This window comes from Leptolyngbya sp. PL-A3, from assembly GCF_039962325.1.
In the GTDB taxonomy this organism is placed as follows: domain Bacteria; phylum Cyanobacteriota; class Cyanobacteriia; order Elainellales; family Elainellaceae; genus Vacuolonema.
In genome coordinates this window covers 141,504-161,704 of sequence record NZ_JAMPLB010000003.1, presented here as the reverse complement: position 1 = coordinate 161,704, position 20,201 = coordinate 141,504, and the positions used below count along the sequence as shown (strand labels likewise).

Sequence of the window (20,201 nt, the reverse complement as noted above, 5' to 3'; positions counted from 1 at the left end):
TTTAGCTGTTCTTATAGCTTCACAGAGGTGATATCAGGTAAGAACACCAATCACTCCAGCTGCCTGCATAAAGTCGGCCTTCTGGTCGTCCAGCCAACTGCAATGACAATAGATTGACGCAGGCTGTAACCCCAGAACCACAGTACACAATCAGATCAGATTCCTCTGGTAGACCAGCCCAGCGTTGCTGTTGTTCCTCAGGCGATCGCCCATACCCCTGCTCATCGGTCACCTCTAACCAGGAATAGTTAACAGCGCCAGGGATATGCCCCGCAATTGGGTCAATCGGTTCAAATTCACCTCGGTAGCGATCGCCCGTCCGCGAATCTACAAGCACGACTGAGGAGTGTGTCTGAGCCATTTGCACCTGCTCTCGATCCACCACCCAATCCTGCTGAATACGGGGTCGAAACTGCCCCACTGATGACGTCGGCAGGTCTGTCGTCATCGGGAATCCGGCTTTTTGCCACCCTTGAAATCCACCGTCCAACAAGGATACTCGCTCATGGCCGAGGTAACGCAACAGCCACCAGAACCGGGCTGCAAACGCGAACCGCGAGTCATCATAGACAACAACATGGCTGGGATGATCTGTGTCTTCTGAAGAAATGCCTGCGGCTGCAAGTTTATTAACCAAGTCTGCAAGATCGGGAAGGGGATGCCGGCCACCATGTTTTTGTGGCACGCTCGACAAATCCTGATTCAGGTCAAAATACACAGCACCCGGTATGTGACCCTCTTCATATTGAATTCTTCCTAGAGCAGGATTGTCCAAAGAAAAGCGGCAATCCACAATGATAAGGTTAGGTTCGCTGATATGGTCTTTCAACCAGGTCGCGGAAACAAGGGTTGACGTATCCCCTGGAAAGTAAGGTGTTGGACTGCTAGCCATAACGAAACCTGACGATATCATTGAATTTAGAAACACTTGAAGAACAGGAAGGATTTTATTCTTCTGTTCCTTCAGAAAATTTTGAAGCCCTCATTTATCAAACGCTGAGCGGAGTGAGCGCGGCTACTCAACAAATCTCCGATCAGTAAACCTCCGAACGATTTCTCAGCTTAACAAAAGTGTAAAATACACGTTCGTTCAAAATATCTAACTGTGGGGAATACTACTTTATAAGGAGTATCCCCGTAGATAAGACTTCGTTTTCTCATCCTAGCTCCGGGAAATAACCCAGTAAATCTCCGTAAAAAACCTGATTTCCGGAATCCCTTCCATTGCAGATACTGAGAGAATCCATCCACGCCCTTCGTGAACCGACTGAATCGGTTTTGATATTCTCCAAACCAGCGTTAAGAACACAGTCGTTCGAGAGAGACTTTTTCTAGTGAGCGGTCGAGACTCTGACAATCCTAAAGTTCTGGTTGTTGATGATCATCCCTCTAGCCGGATGACAGCGGTTGCCTTGCTTTCCGTTGAAGGTTATGACGTGCTAGAGGCCGAGAATGGTCTGGCAGCCCTGGAATCCGTCATTGAGATAAATCCAGACTTAATCCTGCTTGACGTTATGATGCCCGGGATGGACGGCTATGAAGTCTGTCGACGGCTCAAGCAGGATGAGCAAACACGGCTTATCCCCGTCGTGTTTGTCACCGCTCTGAACGATCGGAGAGCGCGATTGCGAGGGATCGAAGCAGGCGGCGATGACTTCCTCTCCAAACCCTTTGACCAGCTTGAGCTGTCTGCCCGAGTTAAGTCTCTGGTCCGACAGAAGCGGCTCAACGAAGATTTGGACCACGCAGGGCAGGTCTTATTTTCCATTGCTCGCACGATTGAGAGCCGCGATCCCAATACAGGCGATCACTGCGAACGGTTGGTAAACCTGGGCCAATCCTTTGGGGAATTTCTCAACCTGTCGCGGGCCGAGATTCGCGATTTGGTCTGGGGAAGCTATCTTCACGACATCGGCAAAGTTGGCATTCCAGACCATGTTCTGCTGAAAACGGAGAAGCTGACACCGGAGGAGTGGGAGATCATGCGGCAGCACGTCCTGATTGGCGAGCGCATCTGCGAGCCACTCCGCACGATGCGAGGGGTTGTGCCCATTATCCGTCACCATCACGAGCGATGGGATGGATCAGGCTATCCTGATGGGCTGTCAGGAAATAGTATTCCATTCCTGGCTCAGGTATTCCAGATGATCGACATCTACGACGCTTTGACCAGCGAACGCCCCTATAAAGCTGCACTGGAACCGGCAGCCTCCCTTCAAGTCATGCGGGAGGAAACCCAGCGGGGCTGGCGTAACCCTGAGTTGATGGAAAAATTTGCTGCCTTCATTCTGCAGGGCACACCACAATCTGCTACAGAACCAGCACCACAGCCGAATTTGGTTGCTTCTACGCGGACATAGCGTTAAGTATGAGCTAAGCCAAATGGTTTTTGGCAAGGGGGTGGGTCAGCCTACTCTCTTGCCAAAAACCATTTCACAAATCGCGTAGGGACGCTATAGCGCAACCGGAAGCACGATATACTCCCCTTTGGAATCTTTGGAAGACAACATGGTAGCGGTAGCAATTCTGGCGGCAGGGCGTGGAACTCGTATGAAGTCGCATCTGCCCAAGGTGCTCCATCCTCTGGGGGGGCGATCGCTGGTAGAACGGGTTTTAGAAAGCCTGGCCAGCATCCAACCGGAACGACGGTTATTGATTGTGGGGTTTGGGGCAGATCAGGTCAGGGAACGCCTGGGTGCAGACACCACATTAGAATTTGTTGAACAAACGGAACAGTTGGGTACAGGCCATGCTGTTCAGCAGTTGCTCCCGGCCTTACAAGGATATGAGGGTGACCTGCTGGTGCTGAATGGCGACGTTCCACTCCTGCGGCCTGAAACCCTGGCGAACCTACTGGAGACCCATCGGCAGGAAGGCAATGCAGTAACACTGCTCGCAGCTCACCTGCCCGATCCCAAGGGATATGGCCGGATCTTCTGTGATGGTAACAATGTCGTCACCCAGATCGTAGAAGATCGCGATTGCACTGCGGCTCAGAAGCAAAATCGCCGCATTAATGCAGGGGTTTATTGTTTCCGTTGGGCAGATTTGGCTCAAGTATTGCCAAAACTCACTAACGACAACGATCAGAAAGAATATTACCTGACCGACGTGGTGCGGTTTATGGAACCCGTCATGGCAGTTGATGTCGAGGATTACCAGGAAATTCTGGGGATCAACGATCGCCTCCAATTGGCAACCGCCTACGACATTTTGCAAGACCGTATTAAAGACCGTTGGATGACCGCGGGCGTAACCCTAGTGGATCCCGCCAGCATTACCATCGACAGCGAGGTGGTGTTGGAGCCCGATGTGATTATTGAGCCTCAGACCCATTTGCGAGGGCGATCGCTCATTCATACCGGCTCCCACATCGGTCCTGGCAGCTTAATTGAAAACAGCGAAATTGGCGACAACTCAACCGTTATGTTTTCAGTGGTTAGTGACAGCGTCGTCAAGGCGAATAGCCGAATTGGCCCTTACACCCACTTACGGGGTCATGTGGAAGTTGGCGAAGGGTGCCGCATCGGTAACTTTGTTGAGTTGAAGAATACGACCCTGGGCGATCGCGTCAACGTAGCACATCTGTCTTACCTGGGAGATGCCACTCTGGGGAATCGTGTCAACGTCGGTGCAGGAACCATCACAGCTAACTACGATGGGTATAAGAAGCATCGGACTGTGATTGGCGATCGGACCAAAACCGGCTCCAATAGTGTGCTGGTAGCTCCGGTTACGGTGGGGGCTGACGTCACTATCGCGGCTGGTTCGGTCATTACCGAGGATGTGCCCGATGATGCGTTGGCGATCGCTCGCGCCCGTCAAACCATCAAACCTGGGTGGCGGCTTCGCTCCGCTCCACTTCCCTAATATCAGTAGAACTAGAGAGTGCTTTAAAGCTGGCTGAAAGGGTAATTTTTTGTGCACAAAGCGCACAAAAAATTACTTTTAAAGTAAACCCGAATACTCGATGGCTTAAGTCGGCTCATGAAGGTAGGGGTGCTTTGCACCCCTACCTTCAAACATACCAATATGGGGAGGGTGGGGTGCGTACGCACTCCACCCTCCCCATATTGGTCGTTCAAATAGGCTCTAAGAAAGCGTTTTATAACGTAACGAAAATTTTAGATGTAGTGAGCTGAAAAACTAGCTTGATTCAGCCTCTCAGCTCACAAAACCCACTTCCATCTAAGGAGATTTCCAGTAATGAAATTACCCCCAGAATGTTGGTGCTTTGCCCGCTTCGCGGGCAAAGCACCAACATTCTGGGTAAATTCTTATGCAGAAACCTCCTAAAGTCTCATTGGTGATGACCGACACCTTTTTTTGGGCATGATGAGGAGGTAGAAAAGCAGGGAAGTTACAGGAACACTTGCTACTAAGGGCATCATCCTGAACTTTAATCGAGTCAATCCCTCTCTAACCTGTACTGACCCTTATGCTGGCCTGGCCATAGGGATGCTGATCCATGAGCACCCTCAGTGCCGGTTTGTGTTAACAACAGCTCCAGAGTTCCTATCAAGCTGCGTCTATCCTGGGTTTCCCTGATAAATCCAGAGTATTTTCCTTCTCACCAGTTCTGCGCGGCTCCCAGTTCCTCTGCTCCCCATCCGTTGAGTGTATATGGGTTATCCTGCCATAAGCCCTGTTCCCGAAGTGCCCGACGATGAGGCACCCTTGAGTGTTAGTGTTGCTGAAGCCGCCCTGCTTAAGGCTCAGGAGTTACTGGCTGTGATTCCTCTAGCGGCTGTTTTATGCGATCGCCATACCACTCAGCTTTACCTCGGTAACACAGCCTTCTGGAATTTGGTTGACTGGCCAGAAGTAGGAGAGAGCGATCCTCCCTTACTGATGGAGTATTGCAAGACGCCAAAAGAACGTAAAAGACTTCAACGGCGAGTAAAAGAAGGGAAACATAGCCAACAGGAGCAGTTCTGTTTGGAGCTAAAGATCGGGCTGACCGAAGTTTCCATTGCCTTTCAACCGATTAGTCCTGAACACGCGCTGCTGGTATTCTCCCAATTAACGCCCATCACAAAATCTCCACACCCCTCTGAGAACACTCTACCCGTTGCAATCTCGGCAGCGGAGATGGATAGGACGTTAAGCCAGTTTATCGAGGCTCTGCACCCAGCGGTTGATTTGAAAGTGCTTTTGAATCGAGGTGTTCAAGCGATCGCCCGGCACTTATCGGTTACCCGTGCTATTGTGCTGCACTACTCTTCAGTTCAAAAAACTTGGACGGTTGTAGCCATGGCAGGCCAGCAAGAAGGGTCAGGATGTATTTTTCCTCCCATCTTTGCGGACCCGGGCGATCGCCTGCAAGCCCGCCTTTCCACTACTCCTATTTCCCTGGAGAGCCTGAGTCTGAGCGAATTGGGGCTTCCAATCGATGGGGGCCGAGGGGAGTGGTTGGTGGGGTTACCAGATAGCCCGGATGAAGCTGGAGGGACAGCTTTATGGGGTGCTTTATACGTGCAAACCCAGCGCAACCGAGAACTACCGAGGGACCTGCTCCACACGATGGCACTGCATCTGGCGATTGCGATTCAAGAGGCTGAAGTTTGTCGTCAGCTTTACCGCCGCATTGCTGAGCTAGAACGGCAGGTGCAAGCCCACAGTGCGCAGTTGGAGTTAGCTGCCGATTTCGAAGCCACCCTTAAGCGCATCACCGACAAGGTACGAGACTCTCTGGATGAGCATCAAATTTTGCAAACGGCTGTGCAGGAGTTAGCGATCGCCCTGGGGGTTCAGTCTTGTAATGCAGCCCTTTATGATCTGGAACGGGGTACCTCAACCATTCGCTACGAGCACATTACCCTGGGAGTTCCGTTTGAAGGGCATGTGGCTGATATGCAGGCGTTTCCGGAGATTTATGGTCAGCTCTTAAACGGCCTTTGCTTTCAGTTTTGCTCAATCTTTCCTAACCCAGTACGGGGTCGGGTGGCGATGTTTGCCTGCCCCATTCAGGATGACCTGGGGGTATTGGGAGACCTCTGGCTCATTACTCAGCAGTACTCAACCTTCCGCGATCAGGACTTGCGGCTGGTGGAGCTGGTGTCTAATCAATGTGCGATCGCCCTGCGACAGTCCCGGTTGTTCCAAGCGGCTCAGGCTCAGGTGATGCAACTGGAGCGCTTAAATCGATTGAAGGATGATTTTCTCAGCACAGTCAGCCACGAGTTACGCACCCCCATGGCCAGCATCAAGATGGCCATTCAAATGCTGGGGATCAACCTGGAGCGCATGGGCTGCCTGGAGAGTGGCACTCCCATTCACCGCTACTTCGAAATTTTGAATACTCAATGCCAGCGGGAAACAAATCTGATTAATGACTTGTTAGATTTATCCCAGCTTGAAACGGATCCAAAGCCGTTGCAGCGTACTGCCCTCGATCTCAACCTCTGGTTCCCCCAACTGGTACAACCTTTCGCCGAGCGTGCCAAAACCGCAGGCCAGCAGTTCGACCTGCTACTCGCCGCGAAACTTCCCCCTTTGAACACAGATCTGCGAATTCTGGAGCGGATTGTATCGGAGTTGCTGGACAACGCCTGCAAATACACACCGGCCGATGGTGCGATCGCGGTTCGCGTGCAACCATTACTTGGGGCTGATTATCATCCCGTAGAAGTTGAGATCAGCATCGTCAATGTTGGGGTTGAAATACCTATAGGTGAGTTACCCCATATCTTTGACAAGTTTTATCGCTTACCGAATGAGAATCCCTGGCAACATAGCGGTACGGGCTTAGGGCTGGCTCTGGTACAAAAATTGACCCGGCGTCTAGGGGGAAGCCTCGCCGTCAATAGCAGGATGCAACAAACCTGTTTTACCCTCAGCATCCCTGTTCTATAGCGCCTGACCTTGTTTCAGAACTGGACTTTGCTGCCGCCCAGCGACAAAGCTTCAGCTTTGAAAAATAGCAGATGTAATATCGGATACATCCGTCGATAGATGCATCCGTTGGTTGCTACAAGGCTGATGTTTCCCGAGTTTTTCCTGATTCTGCCTCTGCCGTTAGAACAATAGGAAAGGTATAGAACTGACTGGCGATCGCAGGTACATCCTTCAGCTGGGGGCAACGGCTATGGACGCGACCATTACAGAAGCGGAATTAAGGAGCCTGGGAAACCATTTAGAAACACTGCTTCAGGAGCGCAATATCCCTGTTGGCATTCGCTGCGGGTTTCAGGATGGCCGTCTCATCATTGTGGGATTTCACCCACCAGAGGTCATTCTGGAACCCGTGCAGGTTTTGCAGTCGCTCCAGAATCTTGTCGCATCGTTTCGATTGGCCTTTACCCGGCGAGTGCGGCTTTACTTACGAGTGCTGGGACGGCCCCTCCCCTACGCCCGTTGCCACTTCTTAGTTGATGACCAACGCGAGTTTGTTGTGCCTGAGGAGCTTACCGAGCCCGTGCAAATCACCGCATGGCTGGAGGATATAGCCGCCGATAAGGCTACTCCCTTCAGTGAGGACTTGCAACCTCGGGGAGCATTATTAGCGCCTGAAATTCACGTTGTAGATTGGGAAGTCGTCCATAACCGGGGAAACTGGGCCTGGGTTAATGGTATTGAAAACTCCCTGGCAGTAACTGCCGTGATGGGCATGGCCCTGAGTGGTTATCTGGTGAGCCAACCTTGTGTAGGTGGCGCTTGCCCTCAGTTACAAACCGCTCAGACTCTGGGTCAAGAGTTCCAACAACGCTTAGCCGTAGCTCAAAACTACGATGATCTCAAAGAAGCTCAGGACTATCTGACGGGAGCCGTGAGCTTGTTGGAGACCATTCCCCCATGGTCAGGGCGATCGCCCGAAGCTCGCACGTTATCCGCGAACTACCGGGAACAGACCAAGCAGTTGGAGCAGGCTATGGCGGCGGCTAGGCTCGCTATTACCGCCTGGGATAAAAGCGAGAACTTTATCAACCAACTTGAGAGCTGGGCTACCATTCAGCTGCTGTGGCAGGATACCATCGACAAACTTGAGGCTATTCCCCCCGATAGCCCCCTGTACGCTTTTGCGGAACGAAAGCTCGAACTTTACCGCCCTAAATTAGCCCTCGCAAAAGAACAACGAGCCCTCGAAGCAGTTGGCCAGGAGGAATTGTTCATTGCGCGGCAAGAAATTCAGCAAGCCCAGAACAAGCATGCGAAAGCCGTTACAGCAACGGACTGGGAAAAGGTTTGGACAATCTGGGATACGGCCATTAATCGCCTGCACCAAATTTCTCCCGAAACCCAAGCCGGGCTTGAGGCTCGACGCCTGTTAGCAGCTTATGGAGGAATTCCTCGGGAGTTGGGCGATCGCCTCCAAATCGGCATTCCCGATAACCCAGAGCCTCCTCCAGAACGGTCCTATCAAACTCCCGTTAACTGGGCAAATTTGAACATGGATGTTAACATCCCACCGCCCCCACTGATTCTCCGATAATCTCACTTGGGCAGGACTTACGCATTTGTGTTGTGGATGGTGTGCGAAGCACACCATCCACAACACAAATGCTCTAGTTCCGATAGCTCTTTGCAAAAAGGGATGGACGCTGAGCGCCCATCCCTTTTTGCAAAGAGCTTTATGATTTTGTCCACTCAATCGATTGAAGCAATCAACCCGTATTCCGCATTCCCGCAGCAATACCGTTAATCGTGAGCAACGCTCCCCGCAGCAGCTCACCCCGGCTGTAACGCGAACGGATGACTCCAGAAGCTGCATTACTCTTATGTTGCCGCAAGCGCTTCAGTAGGGACACCTGCAAGAAACCGAGAGGTACGATGGTGCCATTTCGCAACTGAACCGAGCGTTGCAGATCGGGGTCACCATCCAGCAGTTTCTTATGGCCCGTAATCTTCAGGACTAACTCACGAGTCAGGTAATACTCACTCGAAATCTGCTCGAAGAGTTGTTGGAAGCGATCGCGCTGATCCCCCGGCGACAACTCTCGCACAAAGTGGTGAGCAATCTGCAAATCCACTTTAGCCAGAGTCATCTCGCACTTAGAAATCACCATCTTGAAGAAAGGCCACTTGTAGTAGAAGTAGCGCAGCAGCTTCAAGTTCTCCTCCGGTTCCTCGTCGAGGAATTCTTTCAAAGCCGTCCCCACTCCATACCAGGAGGGCAGCAGAAAGCGGGTTTGAGTCCAGCTAAACACCCAGGGGATGGCTCGCAGGCTGCTCAGGTCACGCTTACCGCCTCGACGAGCAGGACGAGAGCTGATCTGGAGTTGGCTAATTTCCTCAATTGGAGTGACATGGTGGAAAAATTCAACGAAATCTGGCTGTTCGTAAATCAGGGCACGGTAGTGGGCGCGCGATCGCGCCGCCAGCTCCTCCATAATCTCGTGCCAGGGCTGAATATCATCAAATCCATTCCGTAATAGGCTAGCCTGAATCACCGCAGTTGCAATGGTTTCCAGGTTATACAGCGCCAGTTCGGGCAGGTTGTACTTAGAAGCCAGCACCTCACCCTGCTCCGTAATCTTGATGCGGCCATCAATGCTACGTCCTGGCTGGGCTAGGATCGCCTCATAGGCAGGGCCGCCACCCCGACCGACCGAACCACCCCGACCGTGGAAGATCCGTAAGGCAATATCATAATCTTCACCAATCCGCTGCAGAGATTGCTGGGCTTTATGGATCTCCCAGTTGCTGCTGAGGAAGCCAGAATCCTTGTTGCTATCGGAGTAACCCAGCATAATTTCTTGCAGGCCAGGTACCAACGCCCCTTCGGTTTGGGTAGCTTCAACCATCGCAGCATAGCCCCCTGCCAGAAATGCCCGGTAAAGTGGCATTTCGAACAATTCTTTCATCACAGCAGGAGCCCGCAGCAAATCCTCCACTGTCTCAAACAGCGGCACTACGTAAAGGCTACCGGCTCCAGTCGCAGGATCATAAAGCCCAGCCTCCTTCGCCAGCAGTAGCACCTCCAGCAGGTCACTCACGTGGTGGCTCATGCTGATGATGTAAGTCTGGCAGATAGAAGGGCCAAATTCCTGGTGCAGTTGCCGAACCATGCGGAATGTGGCAATAATTTCGTTGGCCTTTTCTGAGAAGGGTAATTCTGTTGGGATCAGCGGACGGCGAGTCTTCAGCTCTGTCGACAGCCACGCAACCCGCTCCTCCTCAGACATCTCGGCATAGGAAGTGGGTAGGAGTTGCAAATACTCTAGAATTTCGTTGATGGTGTCAGAGTGCCGCGAGCTTTCCTGACGAATGTCCAGTTGAGCCAGGTTAAAGCCATAGATCTCAACCTGACAGATCAGACTCTCCAGATCTCGGCATTCCAAGCCGGTCTCTTGCAAGCTCCGGCGAATCAGCTCTAATTCCCGCAGAAGATCTTGCCCAGAAGCATAGAGAATCGCCGGATTAATATCAGGAATTTCGCTCTGGAAGTAATCCCCCTCGTAAAGCTTGACGCTACGCTCCAGGGTATTTTCCAAGCGCTTCTGGATGTAAGACAGCTTCAATCGGTATGGTTCCTGACGATAGCGAATCGCCAGTTGCTCATAGATGTCAGGCAGTTGGATCTGGTCTTGCTCCAGGGAGTCGAGCAACTCGGGCAGTACATCACTCCAGTGCAGGGAGAGGCTGAGTAGATTAGTCAAGTGCTTCACGGACTGGATGTACTTCTCCAGCACCATATTCCGCTGATAGCAGGCAGTCTTCCAGGTAATATCAGGGGTCACGGAGGGGTTGCCATCGCGATCTGAACCGACCCAGGAACCAAACTTGCAGAAGTTAAACTGGGGTGGCTTTAGGCTGGGAAAACTTCCTTGAAGCCCTTGCTGAAGACGCCGGTAGAGTTGAGGAGCCACATCAAACAGCCCCTCCTGGAAGTAATGCAAGGTGTACTCTACTTCATCCAGCACGGTGGGCTTGAACTGGTGAAGCTCATCGGTACGCCACCAGAGGCGAATTTCTTCCATCAGTTGCTCCCGCAACAACTGAGCTTCCAGAGAAGAGGAGATGCCAGGTTTCTCCATACCGTTATCTTCCAGTAAGTCCAGTTGGCGCAGGATACGGGCAATACGTCGCTGTTTGTGGCGGATGGTGTGCCGTACAATTTCCGTTGGGTGAGCCGTAAAAACCAGCCGGATGTCGAGTTTATTGATCAGACGTTGCACCTGCTGGGGTGGAACGTTAAGGTTAAGCAGCCAGGGGAACAACACCTGAAAGGTTTTGCTGCGGTTAAGGCTGGGAAAGTCGTTGAGGGTACGCTCCAGAAATGAGGTATGCAACCCATTGGCTGATTCACCTTCTGCCTGCTGGAGGGGGGAATCAACATTCACCTCTTCGTAAATAGCCCGGTACTGTTGCTGCTGCCCCCGTTGCTCGTAATGCTGCTCAACAATATTAATAAGTTGAAAATACAGCGCAAAAGCTCGGGCCGCTCGAATTGCTTCGTTTAAATCGAGCTTTTCGATGATGTCGACAACAGCCAGATTCTCCGCTTCAGGAGCCTGCCCCTCTGGGGACGACATAGTACGTAGCTGCCGCAGCAGATCCACCAATTGCTGCCCACATTCCTGATACAAAACTGCCTCAAGCAGGTCCTCCACGATGCGGAGACGATGCCTCAGAAAGAGATCATTGGTGGATGCGATCGCCATTTCCGAGTTAGAGGTTGATTCAGTGGCCATAGGTCCACGGGGTGCATCATCAGATGAGTGGAGGATTGAACTCATAATTTAGAGTCAGTCTTAAATTATTTGATAATTCTAGGGTTTTTTACCCTAACTTCAGTACCGGGTGCGGCTTTTTGAGGGGAAGACAGGAAAATTTTGTCGGCAGCCCAGCTAAGCTCGCTTAACCACCACCAAAGACTTCCACTCCATCAAAAGCGCACACAGGAGAGCCATGACCCACACGAATGGCCTGGTTAGGTTCTCCTTTACCGCAGTAGGGCGTGCCATACATCTCCCACGTGTCGGGGCGACCAACTTTCATAAGACTGTGCCAAAACTCTGGTGTGGTTCCCCGATAGTTGGGATTGCGCAGTGGTTGCGTCAGCTTACCCTGTTCAATCTTACGGGCATACTCGCAACCAAATTGAAACTTGTAGCGCTGATCATCAATCGACCAGGAACGATTGGCTTCCATATATACCCCAGATTCAATGTTGCCAATCAACTCTTCCAGGGATTCAGTTCCCGCTTCTAAATTCAAGTTAGCCATTCGATCAATCGGAGGTCGATTCCAGGAAGAAGCTCGGGCACAAGCTACACCAGGTACCCCTAAACGCTGCTGGCTCTCCAGGCTACCCAACCCTCGCAGAAGCCGCCCTTCTTGAATCAAGTATTCCTTGCTAGCGGTAGCGCCCGTGTCATCAAACCGGTAGCTGGCAAATTCTCCGGGCACATTGGGGTTAAAGGTGATGTTCATCAGGGGCGCGCCATAGGATAGAGAACCAAAATCCTCTGGCTTCACAAAGCTGCCTCCTGCGTAATTACGCTCATCCCCCAGGATGCGATCGAGTTCCAGCGGATGCCCAACACTCTCATGGATTTGCAGCATCATCTGATCGGGAGCCAGCACCAGGGTGGTACGCTCGGTGGGACATTCTTCAGCAGTGAGCAATTCTACTGCCTGTTCCCCAATCTGATGGGCGCGATCCCATAAATGTTGGGTTAGAAACAGTTCCCATCCCCCCTGATAGCAATGGGCCAGAGGGCCATTGTCGGTGCGCTGTTGAACAACAGCACCATCCTGGGCAGTGGCACCATAATGCGTTTGTAGCAGCACCAACTTTTGGTAAGCATCAGAGCCATTACTGCTAACAAACCAGGTTTCAACCTCTTCGGTCGTAGCCATAGCAGAGGTTTGAACAATGCGATCGTCCACCTTCAAGGTGTTGCAAAGCCGCACCAGAATATCGTTAATATCGCCCACAGACAGCACATCTAACGGCTTCTCAACCGGCGAAACATACTGCCCAACCACGGGAGGCCGCACCGATGGGGTCAGAGAATGAATGGCCCAGGCTTGAGCTGCGATCGCCTGCTCATAGGCAATCCTAGCGGCCTCCTGAATCGCATCCGGGTCGAGAGAGTTGACCGCACCATACCCAATCTGGCCACCTGCCATGACCTCCACCATGGCTCCCTGATTCAAGGAGCGGCTATTTCCCTGAGGGAGACCATCTCGCACTGATCGGTAAGTAGACTGCTGGCGCACGGCCCGAATTCCAACCCAATCGGCGGGTAGAGTAACAGCAGAGAGCGCACGTTGGAGGTCTGAAATCATTGGATTCCACAAAACGCTAATGCGACGATAGTAACGGAAATTCTTCCACTTCAGTGTTTCGGGGCAAGTTTGCACCACTTTTGAGGGCAGCGTTTCATCCTGCCCTCAAAAGTTATTTTTAATCTGAACGGGCCGTAATGAATTGGTGAATTTGGTTGGCGGTAAAGTGAGGTTGTTCCAGGTGGGGGACGTGACCAGAAGCGTCAACCCAGACCAGACGGCTGTGAGCGATCGCCCCTGCAAACTTCTCAGCGTCTCGAATCCCTAGAATGCGATCAGAGCGGCCCCAAAGGATCAGGGTAGGTTGCTTCAGTTCTGCCAGACGAGTTCGGTAGGAGCGGTAACCCCCGCTGCGGGTGAACGAAATAAGAGCTTGCTGCCATCCGGGGGCTGACAGGTGCAGGGCGGCACAACGGGCGGCGTCTTCGGAGGCCCAAACCGGATCGTGATAAGCCTTTACAGCAATGTCCTGGCGAACTTTAGGGCTCCGGAGAAACGCTGTAGCCCAGTTCCCCAGGGGTGGCATCAAAAACTGACCCAGAGCCGGGCCTACGGTGTAGCCAGCACTATCTAGAAGGACTAATTTTGAAACGGCTTCGGGGTGGTTGAGAGCAAAGGCGATCGCCGCTGCCCCACCCATCGAGGCCCCAACCAGCACGGCAGGCTGAGCAATCAACGTTTTCCAAAAAGCATAGAGATGTTGATTGATAGCCTCCGGGGTAATCGGCACATCGGATTTACGTTCGGTGAAGCCAAAACCCAACAGATCAACAGCCCAGGTAGTATGCTGCGCTGCAAGTTGGGGGATTAAGCGGCGAAACTCGAACACCGAGCTATCAAAGCCGTGGAGTAGTAGCACTGGTACGGAGCCCTGCCCCTGACGGATAAAAGTCGTGGCGATTGGATTCGGGTGAAGTGGGGTGAGCAGAGAAACCCGCTGAAGTTGTTGGGCGATCGCCATTGAAGTCGGCTCTGATAGACCCTCAACGGGCAATGGACATGACTCAAATTCTTGTAACGGTGCTTCAGTTTCCATACCTGCGTCCAATGAATCTTCGCTCTTGTGTCGGGCGATCGTCTGTAGCTACCCCCTGGGTAAAACGCCAGCAGGTAGGTACAGGTTGTCAAAACAAGACGATTTTATCGTCTTACCCGAAGCCATAGGGTTATAGCACCTGGGCAGTCTGGCTTGAACTTGAATGAAGCCCTATCAAAGGACTGTTTCACCTTTATGGCTTATCCGAAAAACTGTCTCACTCGATCTTTCGTAAATTACCTGAGATTGCTATATGATTAGTGATTGTGAGTTTTGAAAAGTAGCCATGAAAGCCGAGGAAATCATCCGCTCTATCGAGGCGGAGCAGTTAAAGACGGATCTGCCAGTCATCTACGTAGGTGACACCGTAAAGGTTGGCGTGGTGATTCAGGAAGGCGGCAAAGAGCGGGTTCAGCCCTACGAGGGGACGGTCATTGCCATGCGCAATGGTGGGATCAATGAAACTATCACCGTTCGTCGAATCTTCCAGGGTGTTGGAGTTGAGCGGGTCTTCCTACTTCACTCTCCCCGAGTTGCCAGCATCCAAGTTCTCCGCCGAGGCAAAGCCCGTCGCGCCAAGCTTTACTACCTGCGCGACCGCGTGGGCAAGGCAACCCGCCTGAAGCAGCGCTTCGACCGCGCCCTCTAATGCGACTAGGAACGTGCAAAGCCTTCGGGTATTTTTTAGAAAACTTCCAGAAGGCTGCACTTACCTGGTACACTACATAAAGTTCGGTTACGCAGGCGCTCTTAGTTCAGTTGGTAGAACGCAGGTCTCCAAAACCTGATGTCGGGGGTTCGAGTCCTCCAGGGCGCGTTTAGATTACAGCTATTCCATCTTGATTCTAAAGGGATTCAAGCATGGGATAGCTTTTGTTTTTTGGCGCGTTTTAGAACGGGTTGGGTCATTTCCTGTGAGAAATAAGTGAGACGGGAACCATCACGGCGAATTAATCGCTAAGAGGTTTCTGTGATGACCTACAAAGTTAAAAAGCCAAAACGGCGGGGTAATGTTTCCGTTGGGGCCAACAAGGGAGTTCTACGAATTACCTTTACCCGCCAGGAAGTAAGCCCATCAGGCGGGCTGTATCATCGCCGCTACTGGCTCCAATGTGGAATGCAAGACACACTCCACAATCGGCGGAAAGCGGAAAGGGTAGCCGAGCGGATTCAACGGGATTTGGCTTACCAGGAGTTTGATCCAACCCTTCAGATTTATAAGCTACTACTGGCAGGGGTAACACCGGAGGAAGTGGAGCGGGTAAAACGCCGCCAACTACCCGAACTGGCTGCCCTTTGGGAGGAATACACCCATTTCAAAGCGAAGACCCTGGAGGCATCCACCATCCAGCGGGATTATGGGCGGATCGCTCGAATCCTGGCAAAAATACCCGTTGAAGTGGATACGCCCCGTGAGGTTGAATTATGGCTTCTGGAGAACTACAGCACAGAGATTTCAAAACGAGTTCTAGAAGCTCTCTCTGGTTGTTTCAAGTGGGCTGTATCACGGGAACTGGCGGGTTTTAATCCGTTTCAAGCGATCGCCCAATCCATTAAGCCAACCAAACGGGAAAGCGCTCGAACTCAACAGGCTTTCACCAACAGAGAACGGGCGGCGATCATGACAGCTTTTCGGGAACATCACCCAAAGTATGCTCCTATGATCGAGTTTGCTTTTCTAACAGGATGCCGCCCTGAAGAACTGGCGGGGCTTCAGTGGAAACATATCACTGAAAAGCACATCCATTTCTGTGAAGCGTTACCTTCGGATCTGCGGATTCGGAAAAGCATTAAGACTCATACGCCCCGCCGTTTTCCAATTAATGGACAGCTATCCGCCGTTATTGCGGAGATTCGGGGCGATCGCACACCCAACCCGGAAAGCCCGGTTTTCAGCTTCAAGTTAGGAACCGCCATTAATACCGCTAATTTCAATCGGCGGGTGTGGAACCCAGTTCTTCGAGATCTAATGAAGCGGAGTGAAATATCGCGGGTGTTGCCCTTAAATAACATTCGCCACACCACATGGACAGCCCTTCGAGAATCGGGCTTGCCTCCAGATGATATTGCTCGTTTGTTAGGCCATGATGCAGCCGTGGGATTGAAGCATTACCACGGCGATCGCCCTCTACCGGAGGTGCCAGAGCTATGAACAGCAATTGCAGCTTTGGTCATTCTCTTTCAGTTCTTCAAACGTTCAGTAACTGCACGTTTGCGTTACCTAGCTTTAAAGGTTTCCGGCAATCGTTTCTTGCTGGAGGTGGCGGAGCTAAAAACAAGCATTACACCTCTGGTAATGCTACTTCGATTGTTCAAACTTCCAATTATTGGAAACTTCCGTTACCTAGCTTTATAGGCTTTCAGCGATCGCCTTCTACCAGAGGTGCCAAAGCTATAAATACGGCGATCGCTCTCTTTCAAATATTTAGAAAGGTGTGGAACCTAAATAGTCAACGATTGACTATTTCCCATTTGCACGTTGGAGCAATTGAGTTGTGTGAAGCAAATTCTAACTTAGTTAGAAACTTCAAATCTCTATTACTACCAATTCTCAACCGTCTAGTTCTAACCCGTGGGAACCCTCCCCTCGCCAAATTGAGGGATTTCCCCATGAGATTTATCAAGACCAAACAAGCGGCGGCCCTGGCGGGGGTTAGTCGAGAAACCCTTAAGCGGTTACGGCTGGAGGGGGAACTGATCGAGGGAGTTCACTGGCGGCGGTTGGGTTCCCGTGTCGTGCTTTTCGATCAAGACCTTTTTGAACACTGGCTTGCTACTCGCAACTGCCCAGAATTGCACGAAGCCCGGATCGATGAATACCTGAAAAATCTCGAAATCAAGGGAGCCTAGCCCCATGCCCACACAAAACAAAACCGCCCTGGCGGGGGCGGTCAACTCAAAGAATGAAAAATCTCTTGATTTAAGTGTATCCCGCCCTGCTGTTATTCCTCAAGATTCAAGTGTTCTGCCAATTGATTTGGAACAAGCCCGTATCCAACTGAAGCTTTTAGGTTACTCGGATGATGAAACGGTCTTTTTGCGGAAGCTCAAACGGAAGCGAATGACGGATACACGAGCAAAAGAATTAGGGGTATATCCTCAGAATCTTGAGGCAACGATCAGTACCTTGCCATCCATTCAAGACCCTTACAGAGGCATCTACTTTGTTGTAAACGGCGGCGGCCACAGTAAAAAAGATGTGGCTCATCCGAAAGCTGTTTTCTTTGAGTTTGACGATCGCCCACCTGAAGATCAATTTCTAGTTTGGAGGGAATTTGGCTTGCCAGAACCCTCCTTACAGATCAAAACTCGGCATTCTGTCCATACCTTCTATGCGTTGGATGGTAGTTGTGATCCAAAGGATTGGGAGGATTTCCAGGAAGACCTTAATGCTTATCTTGGTTCTGACCAAACTATTAAGGAACCGTGCCGATTAATGCGGTTGGCTGGAAGTTGGCATTTAGAGGAAGGTTTAGAGCCTACACGCTGTGACATCTTCCACCAATCTGAAGCCCGCTATCGTTTTGAGGAATTGCGATCGCTCATTCCAGCACGGACAACCATAGAAACGGCAACTGCCCATCATCCTAAAACGCATCTATCGCAAATGTTACGGGAACAAATTCTTCCCCGCTTATCCCCTGAACAGGCGTTTACCTGGAGCGGCCACAACTGGCAAGGTGATAAGGCTAAAGGCAAGCTTCGAGGTTGTTGCCCGTGGCATGAATCTAAATCAGGAACCGCTTTTTACACAGATCTGAAAGACGGCATTTGGGTGTGGCGTTGCCCGTCCTGTGGGTTCGGCGGTACTGCCCTGGAGTATCGCGATCGCATTCAAGCTGGTGATGGAAAGCCACGGGGGCCGAAATTCGTTGCTTTAGTTGAGGAATTAGCCAGGGATGCGGGGGTTAGTCTCCCAGACCACGCGCCGCCAGGTGCTAACCAGAATACTGGGGAAGATGAAGGCGATCGCCCTGAATCCAAGGAACATGAATCTGTCAATGGGAAAGCCCCGCCAGTAGCGAACCTTTTGATAGACCTGGCTACCTGTGCAGAGTATTGGGTTTCTCCTGATCGAACTGTTTACGCTGATGTGCTGATCCGTGATGTTCGGCAAACGTTACCAATCCGAAAAAAGCCTTTCAAAACCTGGCTTTTAGGTTCTTTGTATGACACACACAAGCGGGTAGTTGGTTCAGAAACCTTGAATCAGGTGTTATCGGTGCTGGAGTGGAAAGCTATCTCGAAGGGCGATCACCGTGAGGTTGCTTTGAGATTGGCTAAACACGAAGGGCTAATTTACTTTGACTTGGGGCGGTCGGATTGGAAAACCGTAGAAATTAGCCCTGGCGGCTGGGGGCTAATTGACTCAAAGGATTGCCCCGTGCGATTTATTCGCCCCGATACCCTGCTGGAATGCCCAATTCCTGAACGGGGCGGGAACCTGGAGGAATTGCGGGAATTTTTAGGGTTAGAGGGGGAACCGTGGGTGCTGGTTGCCTCATGGCTCTTATATGCCTACTTCCCCCTTTACTCTCACCCAATCCTGATCTGTCATGGGGAACAGGGAGCAGGAAAAACTAGCACCGCCAAATTTTTGAAGCGTCTTGTGGATCCCGGAAAAGCTCCCCTCATGCCGAAGATTGCAGATTTACGGGATCTGGCTATCCAATGTCGAAACCGTTGGGTGCTGGCATTCGATAACCTAAGTGGCCTATCGCCTGAAAGCTCGGATGCCCTTTGTCGTATTGCTACGGGGGGCGGCTTTTCTACCCGAACCCTTTACGCTGACGACGAAGAAACCGTTTCCGAATTCCTACGCCCACTAATTCTGACTGGGATTGATTCCTTAGCCAACCGTCCAGACCTACTCGATCGCTCCCTATTGGTGAACTTACCTCGTATCTCTGAGGAGCGGCGGCAAACAGAGGAAGAGAGGGAGAAGGCGATCGCCGCTGCTCTACCCCGTTTGTTAGGTGCTGTCTTCACGGCCCTTTCCCAAACATTGGGGCGGTTGCCTTCCATATCCCTAGAGCGGTTGCCCCGAATGGCAGATTTTGCTCGTTTTGCTGTGGCTGCTGAACCTGCATTGGGGCTGGAGCCAGGTTCTTTTCTAAAGGCGTATCAAGGCAATCAGAATGAAGCGACAGAGCTATCGCTGGAAGCGTCGCCAGTAGCCACGGCGATCCGGGAACTGATGGATGGACGTGATAAATGGTACGGGTTAGCGAAAGACCTATTTAAGGAACTGGCGGGTGATGGAAGTAAAGTAGGTTTTCCGAAAGCGGCTCACGTTCTCAGCCGTAGTCTCCCCCGTTATACACCCGCCCTTAGAGACGCGGGAATTGAGGTTGTGTCACATCCCAAAATTGGGAAAGGCCGCCCGATAGAGATTCGCTGGATAGACGGAAAGGGAAAAGTAGCGTCACAAGCGTCACAAGCGTCACCAAAGGGTAAAAATGCTTGCCCTGAAAGCGTTTCTGCTAGTGATGCTAATTCCCGGAGTAGTGATGCTATTTCTTCCGCCCCCCCTGAAGCGTCACCCAACGGTGACTCTATTTCTCAGCCACTTATCGAAGCGTCACCTAATCCGGAAATAGCATCACAACTTGGAATCCTCTCTGAGCAAGGGTTTCAAGAGGTTAATGATGCTAGTGACGCTTATGATGCTTCAAAAGCTACCCAGTCTAGGCCGCTTTATGAGGTTGGGGAATATGTCATAACCCCATCAGGTTTTGGAGTCATAGCAGATCTTCTAGAGGATGACAGGGCAGCCGTTCATCTGGAGCGCCATAACGAAATCCGTCCTATCCCCATCCGAATGTTGAGAAAAGCCGATAGGGATAAGCCAACCTTACCCTGCTGATTTCTCTAACCTCTTGGCGGTGGTTCAACCAGTGTTCTGGATGTTACCGCCGCCAGTTACCCA

General features: G+C 51.5%; 12 protein-coding genes and 1 tRNA gene. 9 read left to right on the top strand and 4 right to left on the bottom strand.

Features of this window, described 5'->3' with window-relative positions:
• Nucleotides 1-19 precede the first annotated feature (19 nt).
• A complete protein-coding gene (locus tag NDI52_RS04160; protein ID WP_190772627.1) occupies nucleotides 20-892 on the bottom strand; it encodes a sulfurtransferase in 873 nt (290 codons plus the stop codon).
• 442 nt (nucleotides 893-1,334) lie between these two features.
• Here NDI52_RS04160 and NDI52_RS04155 point away from each other — a divergent pair, with 442 nt between their 5' ends.
• From NDI52_RS04155 to NDI52_RS04140, 4 genes are all read left to right on the top strand, one after another.
• A complete protein-coding gene (locus NDI52_RS04155) occupies nucleotides 1,335-2,360 on the top strand; it encodes an HD domain-containing phosphohydrolase (protein WP_190772628.1) in 1,026 nt (341 codons plus the stop codon).
• A gap of 148 nt (nucleotides 2,361-2,508) precedes the next feature.
• A complete protein-coding gene (glmU, locus tag NDI52_RS04150) occupies nucleotides 2,509-3,870 on the top strand; it encodes a bifunctional UDP-N-acetylglucosamine diphosphorylase/glucosamine-1-phosphate N-acetyltransferase GlmU (RefSeq protein ID WP_190772629.1) in 1,362 nt (453 codons plus the stop codon).
• Nucleotides 3,871-4,623: 753 nt separating this feature from the next.
• On the top strand, nucleotides 4,624-6,855 hold the full coding sequence (locus NDI52_RS04145; RefSeq protein WP_190770942.1) for a GAF domain-containing sensor histidine kinase: 2,232 nt from the start codon (nucleotides 4,624-4,626) through the stop codon (nucleotides 6,853-6,855).
• Between the two features lie 232 nt (nucleotides 6,856-7,087).
• A complete protein-coding gene (locus NDI52_RS04140; RefSeq protein WP_190770941.1) occupies nucleotides 7,088-8,431 on the top strand; it encodes a hypothetical protein in 1,344 nt (447 codons plus the stop codon).
• Nucleotides 8,432-8,603: 172 nt separating this feature from the next.
• Here the strand turns inward: NDI52_RS04140 and ppc are convergent, their stop codons facing one another.
• The 3 genes from ppc to NDI52_RS04125 all read right to left on the bottom strand — a co-directional run bounded on the left by ppc (nucleotide 8,604) and on the right by NDI52_RS04125 (nucleotide 14,272).
• Nucleotides 8,604-11,633, bottom strand: coding sequence for a phosphoenolpyruvate carboxylase (gene ppc, locus NDI52_RS04135; RefSeq protein ID WP_199308020.1), 3,030 nt, complete (start codon nucleotides 11,631-11,633; stop codon nucleotides 8,604-8,606).
• A 166-nt stretch (nucleotides 11,634-11,799) separates the two neighbouring features.
• Nucleotides 11,800-13,236 carry a TldD/PmbA family protein gene (locus tag NDI52_RS04130; RefSeq protein WP_190770939.1) on the bottom strand — a complete coding sequence of 479 codons (1,437 nt, stop codon included), beginning with the start codon at nucleotides 13,234-13,236 and terminating at the stop codon, nucleotides 11,800-11,802.
• A 118-nt stretch (nucleotides 13,237-13,354) separates the two neighbouring features.
• Complete coding sequence (locus tag NDI52_RS04125; protein ID WP_190770938.1) at nucleotides 13,355-14,272, bottom strand: alpha/beta fold hydrolase; 918 nt, start codon at nucleotides 14,270-14,272, stop codon at nucleotides 13,355-13,357.
• Between the two features lie 286 nt (nucleotides 14,273-14,558).
• Between NDI52_RS04125 and rplS the strand changes: the two genes are divergently transcribed.
• From rplS to NDI52_RS04100, 5 genes are all read left to right on the top strand, one after another.
• Nucleotides 14,559-14,921, top strand: a complete 363-nt coding sequence (rplS, locus tag NDI52_RS04120) for a 50S ribosomal protein L19 (RefSeq protein ID WP_190770937.1) — start codon at nucleotides 14,559-14,561, stop codon at nucleotides 14,919-14,921.
• Nucleotides 14,922-15,016: 95 nt separating this feature from the next.
• Nucleotides 15,017-15,089: transfer RNA gene (locus NDI52_RS04115), tRNA-Trp, on the top strand.
• 156 nt (nucleotides 15,090-15,245) lie between these two features.
• Nucleotides 15,246-16,424, top strand: a complete 1,179-nt coding sequence (locus NDI52_RS04110; protein ID WP_190770936.1) for a tyrosine-type recombinase/integrase — start codon at nucleotides 15,246-15,248, stop codon at nucleotides 16,422-16,424.
• A 458-nt stretch (nucleotides 16,425-16,882) separates the two neighbouring features.
• Nucleotides 16,883-17,122, top strand: coding sequence for a helix-turn-helix domain-containing protein (locus tag NDI52_RS04105; protein ID WP_190770935.1), 240 nt, complete (start codon nucleotides 16,883-16,885; stop codon nucleotides 17,120-17,122).
• 4 nt (nucleotides 17,123-17,126) lie between these two features.
• Nucleotides 17,127-20,138 carry a hypothetical protein gene (locus NDI52_RS04100; RefSeq protein WP_190770934.1) on the top strand — a complete coding sequence of 1,004 codons (3,012 nt, stop codon included), beginning with the start codon at nucleotides 17,127-17,129 and terminating at the stop codon, nucleotides 20,136-20,138.
• Nucleotides 20,139-20,201 lie beyond the last annotated feature (63 nt).

Coding starts and splice junctions, on each gene's coding strand:
- NDI52_RS04105 (WP_190770935.1), top strand. CDS start 16,883: ATGAGATTTATCAAGACCAAACAAGCGGCGGCCCTGGCGGGGGTTAGT.
- NDI52_RS04130 (WP_190770939.1), bottom strand. CDS start 13,236: ATGATTTCAGACCTCCAACGTGCGCTCTCTGCTGTTACTCTACCCGCC.
- glmU (WP_190772629.1), top strand. CDS start 2,509: ATGGTAGCGGTAGCAATTCTGGCGGCAGGGCGTGGAACTCGTATGAAG.
- NDI52_RS04110 (WP_190770936.1), top strand. CDS start 15,246: ATGACCTACAAAGTTAAAAAGCCAAAACGGCGGGGTAATGTTTCCGTT.
- NDI52_RS04140 (WP_190770941.1), top strand. CDS start 7,088: ATGGACGCGACCATTACAGAAGCGGAATTAAGGAGCCTGGGAAACCAT.
- NDI52_RS04125 (WP_190770938.1), bottom strand. CDS start 14,272: ATGGAAACTGAAGCACCGTTACAAGAATTTGAGTCATGTCCATTGCCC.
- NDI52_RS04160 (WP_190772627.1), bottom strand. CDS start 892: ATGGCTAGCAGTCCAACACCTTACTTTCCAGGGGATACGTCAACCCTT.
- NDI52_RS04100 (WP_190770934.1), top strand. CDS start 17,127: ATGCCCACACAAAACAAAACCGCCCTGGCGGGGGCGGTCAACTCAAAG.
- ppc (WP_199308020.1), bottom strand. CDS start 11,633: ATGGCCACTGAATCAACCTCTAACTCGGAAATGGCGATCGCATCCACC.
- NDI52_RS04145 (WP_190770942.1), top strand. CDS start 4,624: ATGGGTTATCCTGCCATAAGCCCTGTTCCCGAAGTGCCCGACGATGAG.
- rplS (WP_190770937.1), top strand. CDS start 14,559: ATGAAAGCCGAGGAAATCATCCGCTCTATCGAGGCGGAGCAGTTAAAG.